13 protein-coding genes and 2 pseudogenes are annotated in these 19,323 nt (G+C 65.5%); 7 read left to right on the top strand and 8 right to left on the bottom strand.

Annotated features, from left to right (window positions below):
* Positions 1-104 precede the first annotated feature (104 nt).
* Positions 105-3,593, bottom strand: a complete 3,489-nt coding sequence (locus tag DW355_RS14285; protein ID WP_131281000.1) for a DUF2126 domain-containing protein — start codon at positions 3,591-3,593, stop codon at positions 105-107.
* A gap of 363 nt (positions 3,594-3,956) precedes the next feature.
* Here DW355_RS14285 and DW355_RS14280 point away from each other — a divergent pair, with 363 nt between their 5' ends.
* From DW355_RS14280 to DW355_RS14265, 4 genes are all read left to right on the top strand, one after another.
* Complete coding sequence (locus tag DW355_RS14280; protein ID WP_431733179.1) at positions 3,957-5,459, top strand: circularly permuted type 2 ATP-grasp protein; 1,503 nt, start codon at positions 3,957-3,959, stop codon at positions 5,457-5,459.
* A 22-nt stretch (positions 5,460-5,481) separates the two neighbouring features.
* Positions 5,482-6,453: an alpha-E domain-containing protein gene (locus tag DW355_RS14275; RefSeq protein WP_131280998.1), complete on the top strand. Its 972-nt coding sequence runs from the start codon at positions 5,482-5,484 to the stop codon at positions 6,451-6,453.
* A gap of 187 nt (positions 6,454-6,640) precedes the next feature.
* Complete coding sequence (locus tag DW355_RS14270) at positions 6,641-8,443, top strand: long-chain fatty acid--CoA ligase (RefSeq protein ID WP_242671177.1); 1,803 nt, start codon at positions 6,641-6,643, stop codon at positions 8,441-8,443.
* A 105-nt stretch (positions 8,444-8,548) separates the two neighbouring features.
* On the top strand, positions 8,549-9,343 hold the full coding sequence (locus DW355_RS14265) for a peptidase (RefSeq protein WP_131280997.1): 795 nt from the start codon (positions 8,549-8,551) through the stop codon (positions 9,341-9,343).
* A gap of 27 nt (positions 9,344-9,370) precedes the next feature.
* Here the strand turns inward: DW355_RS14265 and gcvH are convergent, their stop codons facing one another.
* From gcvH to hppD, 5 genes and pseudogenes are all read right to left on the bottom strand, one after another.
* Positions 9,371-9,736 (bottom strand): glycine cleavage system protein GcvH, encoded by a 366-nt coding sequence (gene gcvH / locus DW355_RS14260; protein WP_131280995.1) that lies wholly within the window; start codon positions 9,734-9,736, stop codon positions 9,371-9,373.
* 118 nt (positions 9,737-9,854) lie between these two features.
* A complete protein-coding gene (locus tag DW355_RS14255; protein WP_131280994.1) occupies positions 9,855-10,202 on the bottom strand; it encodes an RNA recognition motif domain-containing protein in 348 nt (115 codons plus the stop codon).
* A 99-nt stretch (positions 10,203-10,301) separates the two neighbouring features.
* On the bottom strand, positions 10,302-10,568 hold the full coding sequence (infA, locus tag DW355_RS14250) for a translation initiation factor IF-1 (protein ID WP_131280992.1): 267 nt from the start codon (positions 10,566-10,568) through the stop codon (positions 10,302-10,304).
* A gap of 39 nt (positions 10,569-10,607) precedes the next feature.
* Complete coding sequence (locus DW355_RS18505; protein ID WP_347562736.1) at positions 10,608-11,096, bottom strand: hypothetical protein; 489 nt, start codon at positions 11,094-11,096, stop codon at positions 10,608-10,610.
* Positions 11,097-11,231: 135 nt separating this feature from the next.
* Positions 11,232-12,400 (bottom strand): annotated as a pseudogene (gene hppD / locus DW355_RS14240) (4-hydroxyphenylpyruvate dioxygenase).
* A 344-nt stretch (positions 12,401-12,744) separates the two neighbouring features.
* Between hppD and DW355_RS14235 the strand changes: the two are divergent.
* Complete coding sequence (locus tag DW355_RS14235; protein WP_131280990.1) at positions 12,745-13,254, top strand: DUF1993 domain-containing protein; 510 nt, start codon at positions 12,745-12,747, stop codon at positions 13,252-13,254.
* A gap of 71 nt (positions 13,255-13,325) precedes the next feature.
* Here the strand turns inward: DW355_RS14235 and DW355_RS14230 are convergent, their stop codons facing one another.
* Positions 13,326-14,339, bottom strand: a complete 1,014-nt coding sequence (locus tag DW355_RS14230) for a zinc-binding alcohol dehydrogenase family protein (protein WP_131280989.1) — start codon at positions 14,337-14,339, stop codon at positions 13,326-13,328.
* Positions 14,340-14,438: 99 nt separating this feature from the next.
* On the opposite strand from DW355_RS14230, the gene DW355_RS14225 reads away from it, so the two are divergent.
* A complete protein-coding gene (locus tag DW355_RS14225; protein ID WP_131280987.1) occupies positions 14,439-15,368 on the top strand; it encodes a LysR family transcriptional regulator in 930 nt (309 codons plus the stop codon).
* A 90-nt stretch (positions 15,369-15,458) separates the two neighbouring features.
* On the opposite strand, the gene DW355_RS14220 is transcribed toward DW355_RS14225, so the two are convergent.
* Complete coding sequence (locus DW355_RS14220) at positions 15,459-17,141, bottom strand: electron transfer flavoprotein-ubiquinone oxidoreductase (RefSeq protein ID WP_131280986.1); 1,683 nt, start codon at positions 17,139-17,141, stop codon at positions 15,459-15,461.
* A gap of 269 nt (positions 17,142-17,410) precedes the next feature.
* Here DW355_RS14220 and DW355_RS14215 point away from each other — a divergent pair.
* Positions 17,411-19,319, top strand: a pseudogene (locus DW355_RS14215) (methyl-accepting chemotaxis protein).
* Positions 19,320-19,323 lie beyond the last annotated feature (4 nt).

Genomic DNA, 19,323 nt, shown 5'->3' with positions numbered 1-19,323 from the left:
GCGCCTGCTGGGCCAGATCCCGCGCCCTCGACCAGGCTGGGTCGCTCTCAGCGACCGGCCCGCGCCGGCGTCGGCGTCGGAGGCTTCTCCATCGTCGTGGTCTCTCAGTTCCGCAGATCTAGGGTGTAAGGGAACTCCCGACTGCCCGGCAGCGCCTGGGTGGCCGAGGGGACTGGCAGCGGCTCGTGCGTGTGGCGGGTGAGGGAAAAGCGCGCCAGGCGGCGGCTCTCGGCTTCATAGGCGTTGATCGGGAAGGTGATGTAGTTGCGCCCGCCCGGATGCGCCACGTGGTACTGGCAGCCGCCGAGGCTGCGTTGCATCCAGGTGTCCACCAGGTCGAACACCAGCGGCGCATGCACGCCAATCGTGGGGTGCAGGCTGGAAGGTGGATTCCAGGCCTTGTAACGCACGCCTGCGACATATTCACCGACCGTGCCGGTGGGCTGCAGGGGCAAGGGGCGGCCATTGACGGTGACGGCGTGGCGGCTGGGGTTGAGACCGGTTACCCGGGCTTCGATGCGTTCCAGCGACGAGTCCACGTACCGCACGGTGCCTCCCGCCGCGCCTTCCTCGCCCATCACATGCCAAGGTTCGAGCGCGTTGCGCAGGGTCAGGGTCATGCCCGGCATCTGCAGCTCGCCTACCAGCGGGAAGCGGAACTCGAAATGCGGGGCAAACCAGGCGTCCTCGAAGGCGAAGCCGGCCTGACGCATCTCCTGCAGGACGTCGGCGAAGTCCATCCTGACGAAGGTGGGCAGCAGGAAGCGGTCGTGCAGCTCCGTGCCCCAGCGCGTGGCGGGCGCCTGGTAAGGCTGGTTCCAGAAGCGCGCGACCAGCGCGCGCAGCAGCAGCTGCTGTGCGATGCTCATGCGCGCGTGCGGAGGCATTTCAAAGGCGCGCAGCTCCAGCAGGCCCAGGCGGCCGGTGGGGCCGTCGGGCGAATACATCTTGTCGATGCAGAACTCGCTGCGGTGGGTGTTGCCCGTCACGTCGACGAGGATGTTGCGCAGCGTTCGGTCCAGCAGCCAGGGTGGCATGTCCTGCCCGTATTTCTGGCGGTTGGCCTGGATCTCGCGCAGGGCGATTTCCAGTTCGTACAGTTGGTCGTTGCGGGCTTCGTCCACGCGCGGGGCCTGGCTGGTCGGGCCGATGAAGAGACCGCTGAACAGGTAGCTCAGCGAGGGATGGTTATGCCAGTAGAGCAGCAGACTGGCCAGCAGTTCCGGACGGCGCAGAAAGGGGCTGTCCGCCGGTGTGGCGCCACCCAGCACGAAATGGTTGCCGCCCCCAGTGCCGGTGTGGCGGCCATCGGTCATGAATTTTTCGGCGCACAGGTGCGTTTCGAACGCCGCCTGGTAGAGGAATTCGGTGCGTTGCACCAGTTCCATCCAAGTGTGCGAGGGGTGGATGTTGACTTCGATCACGCCGGGGTCGGGCGTGACCTGCAGCATCTTCAGTCGCGCGTCACGTGGGGGTGGGTAGCCTTCGAGCACGATCTTGACGCCGAGTTCGGCGGCCGTGGCTTCGACTGCGGATAGCAGGTCCAGGTAGTCTTCCAGTCGCGCCAGCGGCGGCATGAAGACGTAGAGCAGGCCGCTCTTGCCGCCCTGCTCGCGTTCCGCTTTCGGCCCGTTGGCGCGCATGGGGTCGCGGGCTTCCACGCACAGCGCCGTGCGTGTGATCCAGTGCGCGGACTCGAAGCGCTGGGGCTGGCGGTGGGCCGCGGCTGCCGCAGCCGTCGGGCGTGCGGACCCGGCGCTCATGCCGCTCGCGCCCGCGGGCGCTGCTTCGCCATTCACGGCGCCCGCCCCGCCGCCATTGCCGCCGAGCCTGCGCGCCGTGTACTGTGCGCGGATGTCGGCCGCGTGGGGCAGGTTCGCGCGGGGGTCATACGGGTCTTGCTGGATCACCCAGGGGTAGTCGCCTTCGCTGACCCACGGCAGTGAATCCAACGGCAAGCGGTAGCCCATGGCGGAGTCACCTGGCATCAAGTACATGCGGTCGTCGCGGAAGAACCATGGGCCGGTGCTCCAGCGCGAGCCGGCCAGTGTCGGCCCCGCGCCGGTCTGCAGGGGCAGGGCATAACCGACCACGGCGTCCAGTTTCTGGCCGAAGACCCGCCGTAGGCGTTGGCGCTCCAGTTCGTCGTCCAGGCGCGCGTCGAAGGGGTCGACGTTGACCGGCAGGCGCCGCTCTCGCCAGAGGTAGTACCAAGTGTCTTCGTAGCCGGGCTGGATGTAGCGGGTGTTCAGCCCCAGCTTGCCCGCCAGCGTGTGCGTGAACAGGCGCGCGTCCTCGCTGCCGTAGTGGGCCGGGACGCGTTCATCGGCGAACAGATTTGGGTCTTGCCAGATGGGTTCGCCATCGGCCCGCCAGCAGATGGACAGTGCCCAGCGTGGCAACTGCTCACCCGGATACCACTTGCCCTGGCCAAAATGCAGAAAACCGCCGCGCCCGTATTCGGTGCGCAATTTGTGCACCAGTTCGGTGGCGTAACCGCGTTTGGTTGGCCCCAGTGCATCGGTGTTCCATTCGGGTGCATCCCGATCGCTGGTGGCCACGAAGGTCGGTTCGCCACCCATGGTCAGGCGGACGTCACCAGACTGGAGCTGGCCTTCAACCTGTTCCCCCAAGGTCACGATGGCGTCCCACTGTGCGTCTGTGTAGGGCTTGGTGACACGCGGCGATTCATGGATGCGTGTCACCTGCATGTGGTGTGAAAATTCGACCTCGGCGTCGTCCTCAGTGTCCTGGGGCGCGGCCACCGAAAACAGGCCTTCGATCGGCGCGGCGCTGGAGGGCTGCGGGGTGCAGGCCAGCGGAATGTGGCCTTCGCCCGCCATCAAGCCGCTGGTGGGGTCGAGTCCGATCCAGCCGGCACCGGGCAGGTAGACCTCGCACCAAGCATGCAGGTCGGTGAAATCGACGGTGGTGCCGCTGGGGCCATCGATTGCCTTCACGTCCGGCGTGAGCTGGATAAGGTAGCCCGAGACGAAACGTGCCGCCAGGCCGCAATGCCGCAGCAGATTGACCAGCAGCCAACCTGAGTCGCGGCAGGAGCCACTGGCCTTGCGCAGCGTTTCTTCCGGGGTTTGCACGCCCGGCTCCAGGCGGATGAGGTATTGGATGTCGGTTTGCAGTTGCTGGTTCAGCGCGACCAGGAAATCCACCGTGCGCCGTTGGCCGCGGTCAATACGGTCCAGGTACTTTTGCAGCAACGGCGTGAGCGAGGACGCCACGAGGTAGGGCGCCAGTTCCTCTCGCAGGGCCGGGCTGTAGCTGAAGGGGAAATGTTCGGCCTCCGGCTCGAGGAAGAAGTCGAAGGGGTTGTACACCGCCATCTCGACGACCAGATCGATCGCGACCTTGAATTCCGTCGTCTTTTCGGGAAACACCAGCCGGGCCTGGTAGTTGGCGAAGGGGTCCTGCTGCCAGTTGATGAAGTGCCGGGCTGGTTCAACCCGCAGCGAGTACGAGACGATCTTGCCTCGGCAATGGGGCGCCGGCCGCAGTCGCACGGTCTGCGGGCCCAGTTGCACCGGACGGTCGTACTTGTAATGGGTGATGTGCTGAAGGGCGGCGTGGATGGACATGGCGCGGACGGTGCGGGCAGGAGGGGCTCGGCTAGAGGCCGGGCCTATCGGGCGGGATGGGGTGGGAGGTTGGTGGCTGAGGCGGCGGAGCGACGCGGGAACCGCGGGGGTTGGGGTGTCAAGAGCTTATAGCAAGAGCTGAGCCAAGCGACCTGCTGGCGCGTGTCCCGGCCGCATGCGCAGACCGCCTATGGAGCGGGCCCGGATTTTGCTGTTACCCTCGCATTCAGGTTCTGCTGCCCTAGGCGCCGCGTGCCAGACGCGTTCGAGGGACACATCCAGGTGCCGCCCGGTGCGGTGCTCGCCGGGCGTGAAGGGGCGGCAACCGGAAAGATCGGAAAGACCAGAACAAGGCTAGGCCGCATGTTGAAGTTTGACGAGATGTACGTGGAGCCGGGCGCGTTGGCCGCAGGCATGGGGCAGATCGGCGCCAACGGTGCGCAGTCGATGACGGGGGGAGGCCGGACCGATATCCGGGCCCATTACCAGGCGTATGCACGCTGGCTGGCCGGGCAGAGCGCCGAATCCATGAAGGCTCGGCGCGACGAGGCCGAAATGATCTTTCGCCGCGTGGGCATCACCTTCGCGGTTTATGGCGACAAGGACGAGGATGGCTCCGGCACGGAGCGCCTGATTCCCTTCGACCTGATCCCGCGCATCATCCCCGCGAACGAATGGGGAGGCATGGAACGCGGTCTGGCGCAACGCGTGACGGCGCTCAACCGCTTCATCCATGACGTCTACCATGACCAGGAAATTCTGCGCGCGGGCGTGATCCCGGCCGAGCAGATCTTGCACAACGCACAGTACCGTCCGCAGATGATGGGCGTGCACGTGCCCAACGACATCTACTCTCACATCAGCGGCGTCGACATCGTGCGTGCGCCGGACGCAGACGGTGTAGGCCAGTATTACGTGTTGGAGGACAACCTGCGCGTGCCCAGTGGCGTGAGCTACATGATCGAGGACCGCAAGATGATGATGCGGCTCTTCCCTGAACTATTCAACGCGCACCGCGTCGCACCCGTCGAACACTATCCCGACCTGCTGCTGGAGACACTGCGTGCCTCCGCGCCCGACACCACCGGCGAGCCGACCGTGGTCGTGCTCACGCCCGGCATGTACAACAGTGCCTATTTCGAACACGCCTTCCTGGCCCAGCAGATGGGCGTGGAATTGGTGCAGGGGCAGGATCTTTTCGTGCGCGAGGGCTTCGTCTACATGCGCACCACGCGCGGCCCCAAGCGGGTGGACGTGATCTACCGCCGACTCGATGACGACTTCCTGGACCCGCATGTGTTCCGTGCCGATTCCACACTGGGCTGTGCGGGACTGATGGAAGCCTATTGCGCCGGCCACGTGACCTTGTGCAATGCGGTGGGCACGGGGGTGGCGGACGACAAGTCCATCTATCCCTATGTGCCCGCGATGATCGAGTTCTACCTCGGCGAGAAACCCATCCTCAACAACGTGCCCACCTACATGTGCCGCAACCCCGAGGATCTGAAATACGTGCTGGCCAACCTGAAAGACCTGGTGGTCAAGGAAGTGCATGGCGCGGGCGGTTACGGCATGCTGGTCGGACCGGCTTCGACCCAGCAGCAGATCGCGGATTTCGCGCGCGTGCTCAAGGAAAAACCAGGCAATTACATCGCGCAGCCCACGCTGTCCCTGTCCACCTGTCCGACCTTCGTCGAAAGCGGCATTGCGCCGCGTCACATTGACCTGCGGCCCTTCGTGCTGACCGGCAAGACCGTGCAGATGGTCGCCGGTGGCCTGACCCGCGTGGCGCTCAAGGAAGGGTCCCTGGTGGTGAACTCCTCGCAGGGCGGCGGCACCAAGGATTCCTGGGTGCTGGAAGTTTGAGCGGGCCGCAAGGAAAACGTATATGTTGTCGAGAACCGCCGATCACCTGTTCTGGATGAACCGCTACACCGAGCGGGCGGAGAACACCGCGCGCATGCTGAGTGTCAGCCATGAAACGTCCATGCTGCCGCAGTCGGTCGCCGTGGCGCAACTGGGCTGGCAGAGTCTGCTGTCCATCAGCGAACTGGTGCCTGCCTATGTGGCGCGCCATGGCGAGGTGTCGCCCAGGGACGTGATGACCTTCATGGTTAGCGACGAGGGTAATCCGTCGTCCATCGTGTCCTGCCTGCGCGCGGCGCGCGAGAACGCAAGGGCCGTGCGCGGAAGCTTGACCACCGAAGTCTGGGAGACGCAGAACCAGACCTGGCTGGAGTTCAAGCGCATGTTGCGTCAGGGCGACCTGGAGCGCGACCCGGCAAGCCTGCTCGAATGGGTCAAGCACCGCTCGCATCTGTCGCGCGGCGTGACCCTGGGCACCATGTTGATCGATGAGGCGCTGCACTTCATGCGCCTGGGCACGTTCCTTGAACGGGCCGACAACACGGCACGCCTGGTCGACGTGAAATTCCACGCGGTGCAGAGCGAGTTCTTCGCCCATGCCGACGAACGGGATCGCGTGTATGACTTCTACCACTGGAGTGCCATCCTGCGCAGCGTCTCGGCTTTCGAGATCTACCGCAAGGTCTACCGCGACGTGATCCGTCCCGAGCGCGTGGCCGAGCTGCTCATCCTGCGTGCCGACATGCCGCGTTCCCTGCACGCCAGCATGGCCGAGGTGGTGAAGAACCTCGGTCTCGTGGCTGGCGAAAGTGCGACCGAAGGCATCGCGGAGACGCGTCACCTGGCCGGCAAGCTGCTGGCCGAGTTGCAATACGAGCGCATCGATGACATCCTGACCACGGGCCTGCACGCTTTCCTGACCAAGTTCCTGGAACGCGTCAACGACATCGGCGTGCGCATCAGCCGCGATTTCCTGGTGCCGGAGTTCGCCTAGCGCGTTCCGCGGAGGTTTTTGCGGGTTGGCGGCATACCAGCACGCCCTTGTCAGTCCCCAAAGTGACCCAGGCCCCCTGGGATAGTCTGGATGCGGCGATGGCTTTGGCGCTTTCCCGGATGCGCAGCATTCTTGGACACGGCTAGTCTGGGCGCTTGGCCATAGGCCGTACCAGGAGCTCGCTTCCATGTCCTCGCAGAACCCCGCCTCGCCAGTGCTGATGTCCACCGCCCTGGCGCACCATGCCTGCTGGCCCAGGCGCTTGCCGCATGCGATCACGCCGCCGCAAACCTCGCTGTGGGCCAATCTGGCCATCAGCGCGCAACGTTACCCGGACAAACCGGCCTTGGTTTTTCTCGGGCGCGTGATGCCTTATGCCGAGCTGGCCCGACAGGCCGAACGCATGGCCGCCTTCCTGCATAGTCTGGGCGTCGAGCAGGGCGACCGGGTGATCCTCGACATGCAAAATTCACCGCAACTGGTGGTTGCGCATTTCGCCATCCTGCGCGCCAACGCGGTGGTGGTGCCGGTCAACCCGATGAACCGGGCCGAGGAACTGAAGCACTACATCACCGATCCGGACGTCAAGGTTGCCATCACCACGGGCGACCTGGCGGCTGAACTGGCTCGCGCCAGCAATGCCCTGGCCGCGCCCAAGCGCTTGCTGCACCTGATCGTGACGCAGTTCACCGATGCCTTTGATCCCGGTGAGGCCGGCGAGGATGCACCGCCCGAGGCCTGGACCTCCTGGCTGTGCACGCGCCATCCCTTACCCACGCTCGAAGGCGGGCAGGTCCATGACTGGAACGAGGTTCTGCGCGAGTCCTACGCGCCGCCCGCTCACAGCGCCGGCCCCGAAGATCTGGCAGCCTTGCCTTACACCAGTGGCACCACCGGCCTGCCCAAGGGGTGCATGCACACCCACGCCAGCCTCATGCACAACGCGGTTGCCGGCAGCCTCTGGAGCGGTGCCTCGATGGAGACGGTCGTGCTGGCCGTGGTGCCCATGTTCCACATCACTGGCATGGTCAGCATGATGCATGCCGCCATCTACAGCGGCGCGACCCTGGTCATCATGCCCCGCTGGGACCGGGAGCTCGCCGGGCGCCTCATCTCCAAATGGCGGGTCACGAGCTGGACCAATATCCCGACCATGGTGATCGACCTGATGGCCAGTCCGAATTTCGCGCGCTTTGACCTCTCCAGTCTCGTCTACATCGGCGGCGGAGGGGCCGCCATGCCACAGGCCGTGGCGCAGCGCCTGTTCGAGCAGTTTGGTCTGCGATACGCCGAAGGCTACGGTCTGACCGAAACCGCCGCACCCTCGCACAGCAATCCACCGGATCAGCCGAAGCAGCAATGCCTGGGCATTCCCTTCATGGGCTGCGACGCGCGCGTGGTGGACCCCGGTACCTTGCAAGAGTTGCCAGCGGGCGAGCAGGGCGAAATCGTCGTGCACGGCCCCATGGTGTTCCAGGGTTACTGGAAACGAACCGATGCGACGCGTGACGCCTTTTTCGAGCTGGGCGGCAAGCGTTTCTTTCGCACCGGCGACCTTGGGCGTGTGGACGAAGAAGGCTACTTCTTCATCACCGACCGCCTCAAGCGCATGATCAATGCCAGTGGCTTCAAGGTCTGGCCGGCCGAGGTGGAGGCGCTGATGTTCAGGCATCCCGCCATTCAGGAGGCTTGCATCATCGCCGCCAAGGACAGCTACCGTGGCGAGACGGTCAAGGCCGTGGTGGTCTTGCGCCCTGGCCAGGCAGGACAGGTCAGTGAGGACGACATCATGGCCTGGTGCCGCGAGAACATGGCGGTCTACAAGGCGCCGCGCATCGTGCAGTTCGTCGATGCCTTGCCCAAAAGTGGCAGTGGCAAGGTGATGTGGCGCGCCTTGCAGGAGGCGGAGGCGGCAACCCCACCCACCGGGCCGGCGGGAAATGGCGCGGTTGGGGGGGGCTCGACGGTCGGCGCCACCGCATCCGCTTGAGCCCAGGCTGCGCGTGGGTGGATGCGCGCGGGCCGCTAAGATGGCGGGCCCTGGACTTCGGCTGGGCGGGGCAACGCGACAGTGCGCTGCGCCAGCCTTTTCACCATGACTTATTGCACGGCGGTCCGCATCGACGCGGGCCTGGTTTTTCTCTCGGATTCGCGCACCAATGCGGGGGTCGATCAGATCAGCACCTTTCGCAAGATGCATGTCTACGACGTGCCGGGGGAGCGCGTGATGGTCTTGCTGTCCTCGGGCAATCTTTCGCTCAGCCAGGCAGTGGCCAGCAGTCTGCGCGTGCAGATGAAACAAGCAGGGGAGGTGTCAGGGCAAGATGACGGGCAGGCTGAGCCGGTCGATCGGCAGCCGGCGGCTGACGAAGGCCGCAACCTGGCGACGGCACCCAACATGTTTTCCGCCGCGCGCATCGTGGGTGAGACGGTGCGCCGGGTGCACGCGCGTGAAGCCGCCGCGCTCAAGGACTACGGCATCGACTTCAACATCAACCTGATCTTCGGCGGCCAGATTCGGGGTGAGGCACCGCGCCTGTTCAACATCTACGCGGCGGGCAATTTCATCGAGGCCACGCCCGAGACGCCGTATTTCCAGATCGGGGAGTCCAAGTACGGCAAGCCCATCATGGACCGTGTGGTCGACGGGGACCTGTCGCTGGACGAGGCGGCCAAATGCTGTCTGATTTCGATGGACTCGACCATGAAGTCCAACCTCTCGGTGGGCTTGCCGCTGGATTTGCTTTGTTATGAGACCGACAGCTTGCGTGTCACGCGCCAGGCCATGATCGACGGCAAGGATCCGTATTTCGCTTCACTGCGGGAGCGTTGGGGCGAGCAATTGCGCAAGGTCTTCAGCGAACTGCCCGACCCGGCTTACTGGGCGTGAGGGGCGCGGCGCCTGGCCAGTCCGGGCTCAGGTCATCAGGCTGCTGGCGTAACTGTCCTCGTCCATCAAGGCGTCGAGTTCCGCGGGATTCGAAAGTCGCAGCTTGTAGAACCAGCCGCCATCCAGGGGAGCGCCATTGGCAAGCGCCGGGTCTTCGCGCAAGGCCTCATTCACCTCGGTGACCGTGCCGCTGACCGGGTTATACACATCGGCGGCGGCCTTGACGGACTCCACCACGCCAGCCACGTCGCCTGCCGCCAGAGACCTGCCCACGGCAGGCAGCTCCACGAATACGATGTCGCCCAGCGTGTCCTGTGCGTGGGCTGTGATGCCCACCATGCCGATGTCGCCCTCGACACGCACCCACACATGTTCTTCGCTGAATCGGATCATGACGGCCCCTTGGTGATTGAACCAGCCGCATCTTAATGCCCGTCTTCGAGGTCACCATGAAAAAAACCGGCCGAGGCCGGTTTTTTTGTCGCATGACGCGCGTTGCGCGCCGCAGGCTTCAGTAGCGGTTGTTGCGGGCACCGCCGAAACCACCACCACCACCGCCACCACCTTCGCGACGGCCGCCGCCGAAGCCGCCGCCACCGCCGGTGCGGGGTTCCATCGGGCGAGCGATGTTGACCACCATGTCACGGCCGCCGACGTTCTGACCATGCAGACCGCGGATGGCGGCTTCAGCCTGGTCGGCGCTGCCCATTTCCACGAAGCCGAAGCCCTTGGAGCGGCCGCTGTCGCGGTCCATCATGACCTTGGCCGATTGCACGTCGCCGAAGGCTCCGAATTGTTGTTGGAGATCGTCGTCGCGCACGGAATAGGAGAGGTTGCCGACGTAAAGTTTGCTGCTCATGGTGAGCCTTTCAGAAAAAGCGTCTTTGATTCACTGGGAATGTTGACGCGGGGAAAAGATGGTCTTGGTTTTAAAACCATCCAGGATGGGGTTAGGAGCTCAGCGGAAGGTGCGCCGGGGCCGAGCCGGCGCACCGCCGGAGCGGGGCTCCAGGTGACGGAAGGTGATGCGACCCTTGCCCAGGTCGTAGGGCGAGAGTTCCAGCGACACCTTGTCGCCAGCGAGGATGCGGATGTGATTCTTGCGCATCTTGCCGCCGGTGTAGGCAATCAGGCTATGGCCATTCTCCAGGGTGACGCGGAAACGCGAATCGGGCAGCACTTCCTCGACCTTGCCTTGCATTTCGATCAGTTCTTCTTTGGCCATGGAGATCCTTTGCTTGATTGGGGTTGGAGGGGGCCAGATTCAGGCGTTGCAATGCCGTTGGCTCAACCAGCGCTGGCCTTCGACGGCGGCATATTGCAGCGCGCTTTCGCGCGTGCCGAATTCCGGGAAGAAGCCCAGCACGCGGTCATGCGTGGCCTGGCCGCGGCCGCTGCGGATCGAGACATGGGCCGTGTAGCGGCCGGACTCGGTTTGACGGGTCAAGGGGGAGACAAGGTATTTGCCTACCGGGAAAGCGTTTTCCAAATGGATGTTCATCAAAAGTATGGGCGCGGTTCTGTGGCCGCGCTTCGTAAAAGCAGAAAAAGGGCGAGGCGCAAGACGCCGCGTTGCGGCGGATGCCGCCGTGTTCCAGTCCGGGGTTGAAGGTGCGGGCCGGGGGATGAAGCTTGCCGCTGAGGACGAAGTGTGACGACCGAGCGAACCGCGCAGGGCCGGGAGACAGGGCCAGTCGAGCGAGGCGGCGAGGCTGAAGGCTGCGCAGGCGGCGTGAAAAAAACCGCGGGCCATGTCAGACTGCAGTTGCCGCGCAGGTAAGCATGGCGCGACAACGAGCGGGATTATACGCTGAATCAGCGAGCTCCGCGCATGCGGGTTAACCAGCCCGTGCTGGAACGGGCTGGCGTCGCGGTTTCAGGCTTGCGGCTACGTTGCAGCTGGGGTGTCCACCTTCAAGGTGCCGCGTCGGATCTGGTCGCGTTCCAGGCTCAGGAACAGAGCGCGGAAGTTGCCTTCGCCGAAACCCTCGTCCGCCTTGCGCTGGATGAACTCGAAGAACACCGGTCCCAGCAGGGGCTGGCTGAAGATCTGCAGCAGCAGCCGCGGCGCCCCATCTTGGGTGTTGCCATCGAGCAAGATGCCACGGGCCTGCAGTTCGCCCACCGGTTCGCCATGGCCCGGCAAGCGCTCTTCCAGCATCTGGTAGTAGATGTCGTTGGGCGCGGTGGCCAGTGGCACGCCGGCCATCTGCAGGGCATCCACCGTCGCCAGTAGGTCGTCCGTCAGCATGGCGATGTGCTGGATGCCTTCGCCGTTGAACTGCATCAAGAATTCCTCGATCTGCCCGTTGCCGCCCTTGCCGGCTTCCTCGTTGAGCGGAATGCGGATGAGGCCGTCCGGCGCGGTCATGGCCTTGCTGGTCAGACCGGTGTACTCGCCCTTGATGTCGAAGTAGCGGATTTCGCGGAAGTTGAAGAACTTCTCGTAAAACTCGCTCCAGAAGCCCATGCGCCCGCGGTAGACGTTGTGCGTCAGGTGGTCGACGATCTTCAGGCCGTGGCCGACCGGGTGCCGGTCGACACCGGGCAGGAACTCGAAGTCGATGTCGTAGATGCTCAGGCCGTCCCGGGTCGGCGCCCGGCCGTCCGAAGCCGATCCGACCCCCTCGGGGGGGGCGACGAAGTCGCCTGGAGGCTTTCTTCCCAGCGGTCAATCAGGTAGAGCGGCGCGCCGCCGATGCCCTTGATGGCTGGTAGGCGCAGTTCCATCGGGCCCGTGGGCACCTCCACCGGCTGCGCGCCCAGATCCAGAGCACGGTGGTAAGCCTTGTGGGAGTCCTTCACGCGAAAGGCCATGGCGCAAGCGCTAGGGCCGTGTTCGGCGGCGAAATAACCCGCCAGACTCTTGGGCTCGCGGTTGACGATGAAGTTGATGTCGCCCTGGCGGTAGAGCAGCACGTTCTTGCTACGGTGCTTGGCGACGAGGGTGAACCCCATTTTCTCGAACAGGGGTTCGAGCGTGTTGGGGGTGGGGGAGGCGAATTCGACGAACTCGAAGCCGCACAGGCCCATGGGGTTGTCAAACAGATCGGCCATGAGAAATCTCCAGTGAAATGACGGGCGCGCGCCCATGCCGGGCACGCGGCTGGCGCCGTCAACCGTGGAGAGCCGACGGCGGGGGTAGCGGCGCCCCCGGGGGCGCGCAAGGCCGCCCACGCGTGCTGCGCGCGAGGTGCTGGCCCACGATCAGGAAAGCGGTCAGGAACTGGATGGACATGGAAGGAATGCTCGGGGGCTAGGGTACACCAAGTCGGCGGCCCGAACCAAGACTGACCCTCGCCGTCCCAGGCGGGCCTGAATTCATCTGGCCTGGCGTGCAGAAAAAACCTGGATGCGCCATGATCCCGCTTTTGCTTTCTTGACCTCACCGGAAATCATCCATGTCACAACTGTCCATGTTCCAAGCCAGCGTGCCCTTGTTCATCCGCATGCTGGGCAATCTGCACGCCATCCTGTCCAAGGCCCAGGCGCAGGCCCAAGCCAAGGGCATCGATGAACTGGTGCTGACCAGCGCGCGCCTCTATCCGGACATGCTGCCGCTGAGCAACCAGATCATGATCGCCACCGACACGGCCAAGGGCTGCGCGGCTCGCCTGGCGGGTGTCGCGGCACCGGTCTACGAAGACAACGAGAAGACCTTCGCCGAGCTGAACGAACGCATTGCCAAGACCCTGGTCTACCTGCAATCGTTCAAGCCCGAGCAGATTGACGGCAGCGAAGCGCGCGAAGTCGTGATCAAGCGCCGCACCGGCGAGGAACGCCTGCAAGGCTTGCCTTACCTGTTGAACACGGCGCTGCCCAATTTCTTTTTCCACGTCACCACGGCCTACGACATCCTGCGCCACAACGGCGTGGAGATCGGCAAGAAGGACTATCTGGGCAATACCTGAAACCCAGGGCTGGATGCCCGAAGTACCGTGCGAGGCGGCAAGCGCGTGCTCCTCGCCCGCCGCCTCCGTGTTCAGCCTAGCCGCAGCACACCCTTGCCGATTGCCTGGCCACTCTCGATCCAGGCGTGCGCCTCGCGCAGGGTCGTCACCGACAGTTCCCCGAAGTCTCGTGTGACCGTGCTGCGCAACTGGCCAGCATCCACGGCCTCGGCGAGCCGGGCCAGCAGGCGACCTTGCGTGGCCATGTCCTCCGTCTCGAACATGGGCCGGGTGAACATGAATTCCCAGTGCAGCGAGGCGCTTTTCATTTTCAAGGGGCGGGCGTCCAGGGTCCTTGGGTCGTCGATGAGCGCCATGCGTCCCTGCGGGCGCAAGGTGCGCACCAGCGCTGGATAGTGCGCCTCGGTGTGCGTGAGGCTGGCCACCAGGTGCGCGCCTCCCGACAGGCCGACTGCGGCCAATGCTTCGTCGAGCGGCTGGTGGTGGTCGATCACGTGGTGCGCGCCCATGTCCCGGGCCCAGGCCTGGGAGGCTGGGCGCGAGGCCGTGGCCACCACCTCCAGTTGCGTGAACTGGCGCGCCAACTGCACGAGGATGGAGCCCACGCCACCCGCGCCGCCGACCACGAGCAGGCGCTGGCCGGCCCCGCCGCCCGGAGGAACGCCGAGGCGATCAAACAGCAGTTCCCACGCGGTGATGCCGGTCAGAGGCAGGGCGGCGGCGGCGGTGTAGTCCAGCTTGCGCGGCATGGGGCCCACGATGCGCGCGTCCACGGTCTGCAACTGCGCGTTGCTGCCGTTGCGCTGCAGCGCGCCGGCGTACCAGACGCGGTCCCCGGGTGCGAAACCTCGCACTTCGGAGCCAATCGCCAGCACGTCGCCCGCGGCGTCCCAGCCCAGCACGCGCGGCTGGCCAGATGGGGGGGCCATGCCGGCGCGCACTTTCACGTCCACTGGATTGACCGACACCGCGCGCACCCGCACCAGCAGGTCGTGCGGTCCGGGTTCCGGGTCCGGCAGGGTGAGGTCGATCAGGGCCTGCGCGTCGCTCAGTGGCAAGGGGTTCAGATGGCCAATGGCTTTCATGGGACTTCCTGGAAAAGTTGCGATGGCCGACAGTGTCTTGCGGGCAGGTGCGCGGAACCAGCCATGGGATACTGCGCCAATGACAAAAGGAATTTGTCGATGAAACCGCAAAGCGATGGGGCTGGTGCACTTGCGGAGCGCCTTGACCTGGGCGCTTTGCGCCTGGCGCTGCGCGTGGCCGAGCTCGGTGGCGTGGCCTCCGCCGCGCGCGAGCAGGGCTTGCTCAACGCAACGGCCACCGCGGCGATCCGTCGCCTGGAGCAGCAGCTCGGCGCGCGCCTCTTCATGCGTTCCAGTCGGGCCTTGCGCCCCACGCCGGAAGGGGAGGCGTTTTTGCAGCGCTGCCGGTCGGCATTGGTCGCCGTGGACGAGGCGGCAGCCGAATTGCGTGCGCCGCTCACCCAGGTTCGGGGTCTGCTGCGCCTGGGGGTTCCGACCGATCTGGGCACGCAGGTGCTGCGCCCCCTGCTGGACGAATTCATGGGTCTGCACCCGCAGTTGCAGCTGGATCTGGCCATCGCCGACCGCGTGGCCGATCTGGCGCGCGAGCCCGTGGATGCGGCCATCCGTTACGGTGCCGCGGCCCCCGGTCAGATCGCGCGGCCCCTGGTGCCGGACAACCATGCCATCCTGGTCGCCGCGCCGGCCTACCTGCGCCGCGCGGGCGCGCCCAAGCGGCTGGAAGACTTGGCCGCGCACGAGATGATCGGCCTGCGCATCGCCAGCCGCCCTGCCCACCGCTGGACACTGCTCGATGCCGGCCAGCCGGTCACCTTGCGGGCGCGGGTGCGCCGCAGTGCCGACAGTGGCCTGGTCACGCGACAGTGGGCGGTGGAAGGCTGGGGCATCGCGCTCAAGTCACGGCTGGACGTAGCCGCCGACCTCGCGGCGGGGCATCTGGTCCATGTGCTGCCCCAGGTGCGGTCCCGGCCCTATCCCTTGGTGCTCGCGCTCGCACGCGGCACACACCTGAGCGCGCGCATGCGGGCGTTGGGGGAATTTCTGCAGTTCCGACTGCAGTCGGTCTGAGGGGTAGGTCAGGCCGGGCGGCGCGCGATGCGGGGATGGTGCGGTTGCCCCATCCTTGCCGCGCCTGATGCCGTCGCCGCGCGCGGGGCATCACATCCCGCTGTAGTTCGGCCCGCCGCCGCCTTCGGGTGTGACCCACACGATGTTCTGTGTCGGGTCCTTGATGTCGCAGGTCTTGCAGTGCACGCAGTTCTGCGCATTGATGACCAGTTGGCTGGCTCCGTCCTTCTCGACGAACTCGTAGACGCCCGCCGGGCAGTAGCGGCTCTCGGGGCCGGCGTACTTCGCGAGGTTCACGCTCACGGGCACGCTGGCGTCCTTGAGTGTCAGGTGGGCGGGCTGGTTCTCTTCGTGGTTGGTGTTGCTGATGAAGACACTGCTGAGGCGGTCAAAGGTCAGCTTGCCGTCTGGCTTGGGGTAGGCAATCTTCACGCATTGGTCCGCGGGCTTGAGGCGGGTGTGATCGGCCTCCTTGCGGTGGATCGTCCACGGCGGGCTCTTGAAACCGAGCTTGGGCAGCAGCCAGTGCTCGATGCCGGTCATGAGCGCGCCGACGAGGTTGCCCTTCTTGAACCATTGCTTGAAGTTGCGCGCGCGGTGCAGTTCCTGGTGCAACCAGCTTTGCTGGAAGGCGATGGGATAGGCCGTGAGTTCATCGTGCTGGCGTCCCGCGGCGACGGCCTCGAAGATCGCCTCGGCGGCCAGCATGCCGCTCTTGATGGCCGCGTGGCTGCCCTTGATGCGGCTGGCGTTCAGGTAGCCCGCGTCGCAGCCCACGAGCACGCCGCCCGGGAAGATGGTCTTGGGTAGGGACAGCAGGCCGCCGGCCGTGATGGCGCGCGCGCCGTAGCCGATGCGCTTGCCGCCCGCAATGTGCTCGCAGATCGCGGGATGGGTCTTCCAGCGTTGCATTTCTTCGAAAGGGCTGAGCCAGGGGTTCTGGTAGTCCAGTCCAGTGACGAAGCCCAGCGTGACCTTGTTGCCTTCCAGGTGGTAGAGAAAGCCGCCGCCGTAGGTGCTGTTGTCCAGCGGCCAGCCCGCGGTGTGGACGACACGGCCGGGTTTCGCCTTGTCGGCGGGGATTTCCCAGAGTTCCTTGACACCGATGGCGTAGCTCTGCGGGTCCTTGCCTTCATCCAGCTTGTACTTGGTGATGAGTTGCTTGCCCAGGTGACCGCGCGCGCCTTCGGCGAAGACGGTGTACTTGGCGTGCAGTTCCATGCCGAGCTGGAAATTCTCCGTCGGCTCGCCATTTTTGCCGATGCCCAGGTTACCGGTGGCGACCCCTTGGACCGAGCCGTTCTCGTTGTACAGCACTTCGGCGGCGGCGAAGCCGGGGAAGATTTCCACGCCCAGGGCTTCCGCCTGCTCACCCAGCCATTTGGTGACAAAGCCCAGCGCGACAACGTAGTTGCCCTGGTTGTGGAAGTTGTCCGGGACCAGGAAGTCCGGCGTGCGCTTGACGCCCTTTTCGGACAGGAAGAGCACATCGTCCCCCGTGACGGGCTGGTTCAGCGGCGCGCCGCGTTCCCTCCAGTCGGGGAAGAGTTCTTGCATCGCGCGCGGGTCCATGACCGCGCCGGAGAGGATGTGCGCGCCCGGTTCACCGCCTTTTTCCAGGACGACGACCGAGATTTCCCGGTTTTTCTCGGTCGCAAGCTGCTTCAGGCGGATGGCGGTGGCCAGGCCGGCGGGACCACCGCCGACGACGACCACGTCGTATTCCATCGCTTCGCGTGGGCCGTACTGGGTGAGGATGTCTTGGTTCGTCATGGGCGGTATCTCGTCCTGTAACTCGTCTCGGGAGGGGCTTGTCGGTCAAGCGCGCGGCCCGATTCTAAGGCGCTTCGCCCCGACCAATCAAAAAATAGCACGATCGTTCGATTTTTGGCGACACCCATCGGCCGGGCTGCCCTCCGCGATTTCCGGCGTTAGTTTGTGTCCTGGTCTGCCGATATAGGGAAAGAACCCGGGTGGGGTATGCGTGCGCCGTCTTCCTTGGTTTCCATTGTCTTGTTGCTGTGCGCGTCGGAGGACTTCCCGTGAACTTGAGTTTCAAGCAGAAGATCGGCGTCATCGTGGGGGCAGCGCTGCTGGCCGTGGCCGTGCTCATCGTCACCTCCACGCTGGCCGCGGGCCAGCGCGTGATGGAAGCCCGCACGGAGCAGTTGGCGACGGCCGTGCAATCCATGCACAGCATCGTCAATGCCTACAAGAGCAAGGCCGAGAAGGGCGAGATGACCGTGGCGGACGCCCAGAAGACTGCCTCCGAGGCGGTGCGCGTATCCCGCTACGGGGCGGGCAACGTCGAGTACTTCTACATCTACACCATGGATGGCACCGGGGTCGTGCACCCCATCCGCAAGGATTTCGAGGGCCAGAACATGATGGGCAAACTCAAGGATGGCCAGGGCAAGGACGTCATCGCCACCCTGACCGGCGCCTTGCGGGCCAGCAAGGACAACACCGCCATGGAGATGGGCGAGTTCGCGCGGCCCGGCGCCACCGTGCCCTCGCCCAAGCTGCAGTACGTGGTGCGCGTTCCCGGTTGGGAATGGATGCTGGGTTCGGGCTTGTACACCGACGACATCGATGCCATGAAAGCCCGTCTCTACCTCACGGGCGGCCTCCAGTTGCTGGTGGTTCTGCTGATCGTGGGGGGTATCGGCTGGTCCGTCGGCCGTTCGGTGATCCGACAGGTCGGCGGCGAGCCCAGCCAGGCTTATGAGGTGATGGCACGCATCGCCCAGGGCGATTTGGGCGTGCAGATCCCGCCGGCCACGCCAGGCAGCGTGATGGGGGGGCCTGGCGCAGATGGTGGGGTCCTTGCGCCATCTGGTGAGCGAGGTGCGCGCGGCCACCGACAGCATCACCACGGCGTCCAGCGAGATTGCCCAGGGCAATGCCGACCTGTCCCATCGCACCGAGCAGACGGCCGGCAGCCTGCAGGCCACCGCCTCCGCGATGGAGGAACTGACGGGCACGGTGCAGCAGACCTCGAACAGCGCCAGCATGGCGAACCAGCTGGCGTCCACGGCGGCCGAGGTGGCCGGGCGCGGCGGTGCGGTGGTGTCCGAGGTGGTCAGCACCATGGGCGAGATCAATGACAGCAGCAAGCGGATCGCCGATATCATCAACGTGATCGACGGCATCGCCTTCCAGACCAATATCCTGGCGCTGAACGCGGCGGTGGAGGCCGCGCGCGCGGGCGAGCAGGGTCGTGGCTTTGCGGTCGTGGCCAGCGAGGTGCGGGCCCTGGCGGGCCGCAGCGCCGAGGCGGCCAAGGAGATCAAGGCCCTGATCGGCGCCTCGGTCCAGAAGGTGGAAAGCGGCAGTCGCCTGGTGGCCAACGCCGGGCAGACCATGGATGAGATCGTCACCTCGGTCAAGCGCGTCACGGACATCATCGCCGAAATCCACGCTGCCACCCATGAGCAGAGTCAGGGCATCGCGGGCGTGAACCAGTCCGTCGCCCAGCTCGACCAGATGACCCAGCAGAATTCCGCCCTGGTCGAGGAAAGTGCCGCCGCGGCGGGCAGCATGCGCGAGCAGGCACAGAGTCTGGCCCGCATGATGGCCGTGTTCCGGCTGGGCAGTGGCGATGGTGAGGACGGGGAGGGGCACCTGCCGCCCGCAGCCCGGGCCGTCGCCTCGACGCCGCGTGCCCGGCCGGTTTCACCTGGGGCGTCCGGCGCATCGTCGGCACCTTCAACCCGATCCTTGCTGGCGTCGTCCCCGGCCGCTGCCCAAGCTCCCCAACCCGTGGCGGCACCCGGTGCCGCGCCCCGGCGTGCGCCTTCCGATGCGCCCCGCACCGCGTCGTCCGACACTGGCGCGAAAGCGGCGGCAGGTGCCGGAGCCGCAAAAGCAGCTGCAGCAGCTGCCAAACCCAAGGCCGTCCCGCCATCCAGGGACAACAAGGGCGCGGAAGGCGATTGGGAGACGTTCTGAGCGC

It is taken from the genome of Hylemonella gracilis (assembly GCF_004328645.1).
In the GTDB taxonomy this organism is placed as follows: domain Bacteria; phylum Pseudomonadota; class Gammaproteobacteria; order Burkholderiales; family Burkholderiaceae_C; genus Hylemonella; species Hylemonella gracilis_B.
This window is presented reverse-complemented; position numbering and strand designations above follow the sequence as displayed.

Excerpts from the sequence above, each read along its gene's own strand:
- DW355_RS14285 (WP_131281000.1), bottom strand. The coding sequence starts at position 3,593 with ATGTCCATCCACGCCGCCCTTCAGCACATCACCCATTACAAGTACGAC.
- DW355_RS14280 (WP_431733179.1), top strand. The coding sequence starts at position 3,957 with ATGTTGAAGTTTGACGAGATGTACGTGGAGCCGGGCGCGTTGGCCGCA.
- DW355_RS14275 (WP_131280998.1), top strand. The coding sequence starts at position 5,482 with ATGTTGTCGAGAACCGCCGATCACCTGTTCTGGATGAACCGCTACACC.
- DW355_RS14270 (WP_242671177.1), top strand. The coding sequence starts at position 6,641 with ATGTCCTCGCAGAACCCCGCCTCGCCAGTGCTGATGTCCACCGCCCTG.
- DW355_RS14265 (WP_131280997.1), top strand. The coding sequence starts at position 8,549 with ATGACTTATTGCACGGCGGTCCGCATCGACGCGGGCCTGGTTTTTCTC.
- gcvH (WP_131280995.1), bottom strand. The coding sequence starts at position 9,736 with ATGATCCGATTCAGCGAAGAACATGTGTGGGTGCGTGTCGAGGGCGAC.
- DW355_RS14255 (WP_131280994.1), bottom strand. The coding sequence starts at position 10,202 with ATGAGCAGCAAACTTTACGTCGGCAACCTCTCCTATTCCGTGCGCGAC.
- infA (WP_131280992.1), bottom strand. The coding sequence starts at position 10,568 with ATGGCCAAAGAAGAACTGATCGAAATGCAAGGCAAGGTCGAGGAAGTG.
- DW355_RS18505 (WP_347562736.1), bottom strand. The coding sequence starts at position 11,096 with ATGGCCCGCGGTTTTTTTCACGCCGCCTGCGCAGCCTTCAGCCTCGCC.
- DW355_RS14235 (WP_131280990.1), top strand. The coding sequence starts at position 12,745 with ATGTCACAACTGTCCATGTTCCAAGCCAGCGTGCCCTTGTTCATCCGC.
- DW355_RS14230 (WP_131280989.1), bottom strand. The coding sequence starts at position 14,339 with ATGAAAGCCATTGGCCATCTGAACCCCTTGCCACTGAGCGACGCGCAG.
- DW355_RS14225 (WP_131280987.1), top strand. The coding sequence starts at position 14,439 with ATGAAACCGCAAAGCGATGGGGCTGGTGCACTTGCGGAGCGCCTTGAC.
- DW355_RS14220 (WP_131280986.1), bottom strand. The coding sequence starts at position 17,141 with ATGACGAACCAAGACATCCTCACCCAGTACGGCCCACGCGAAGCGATG.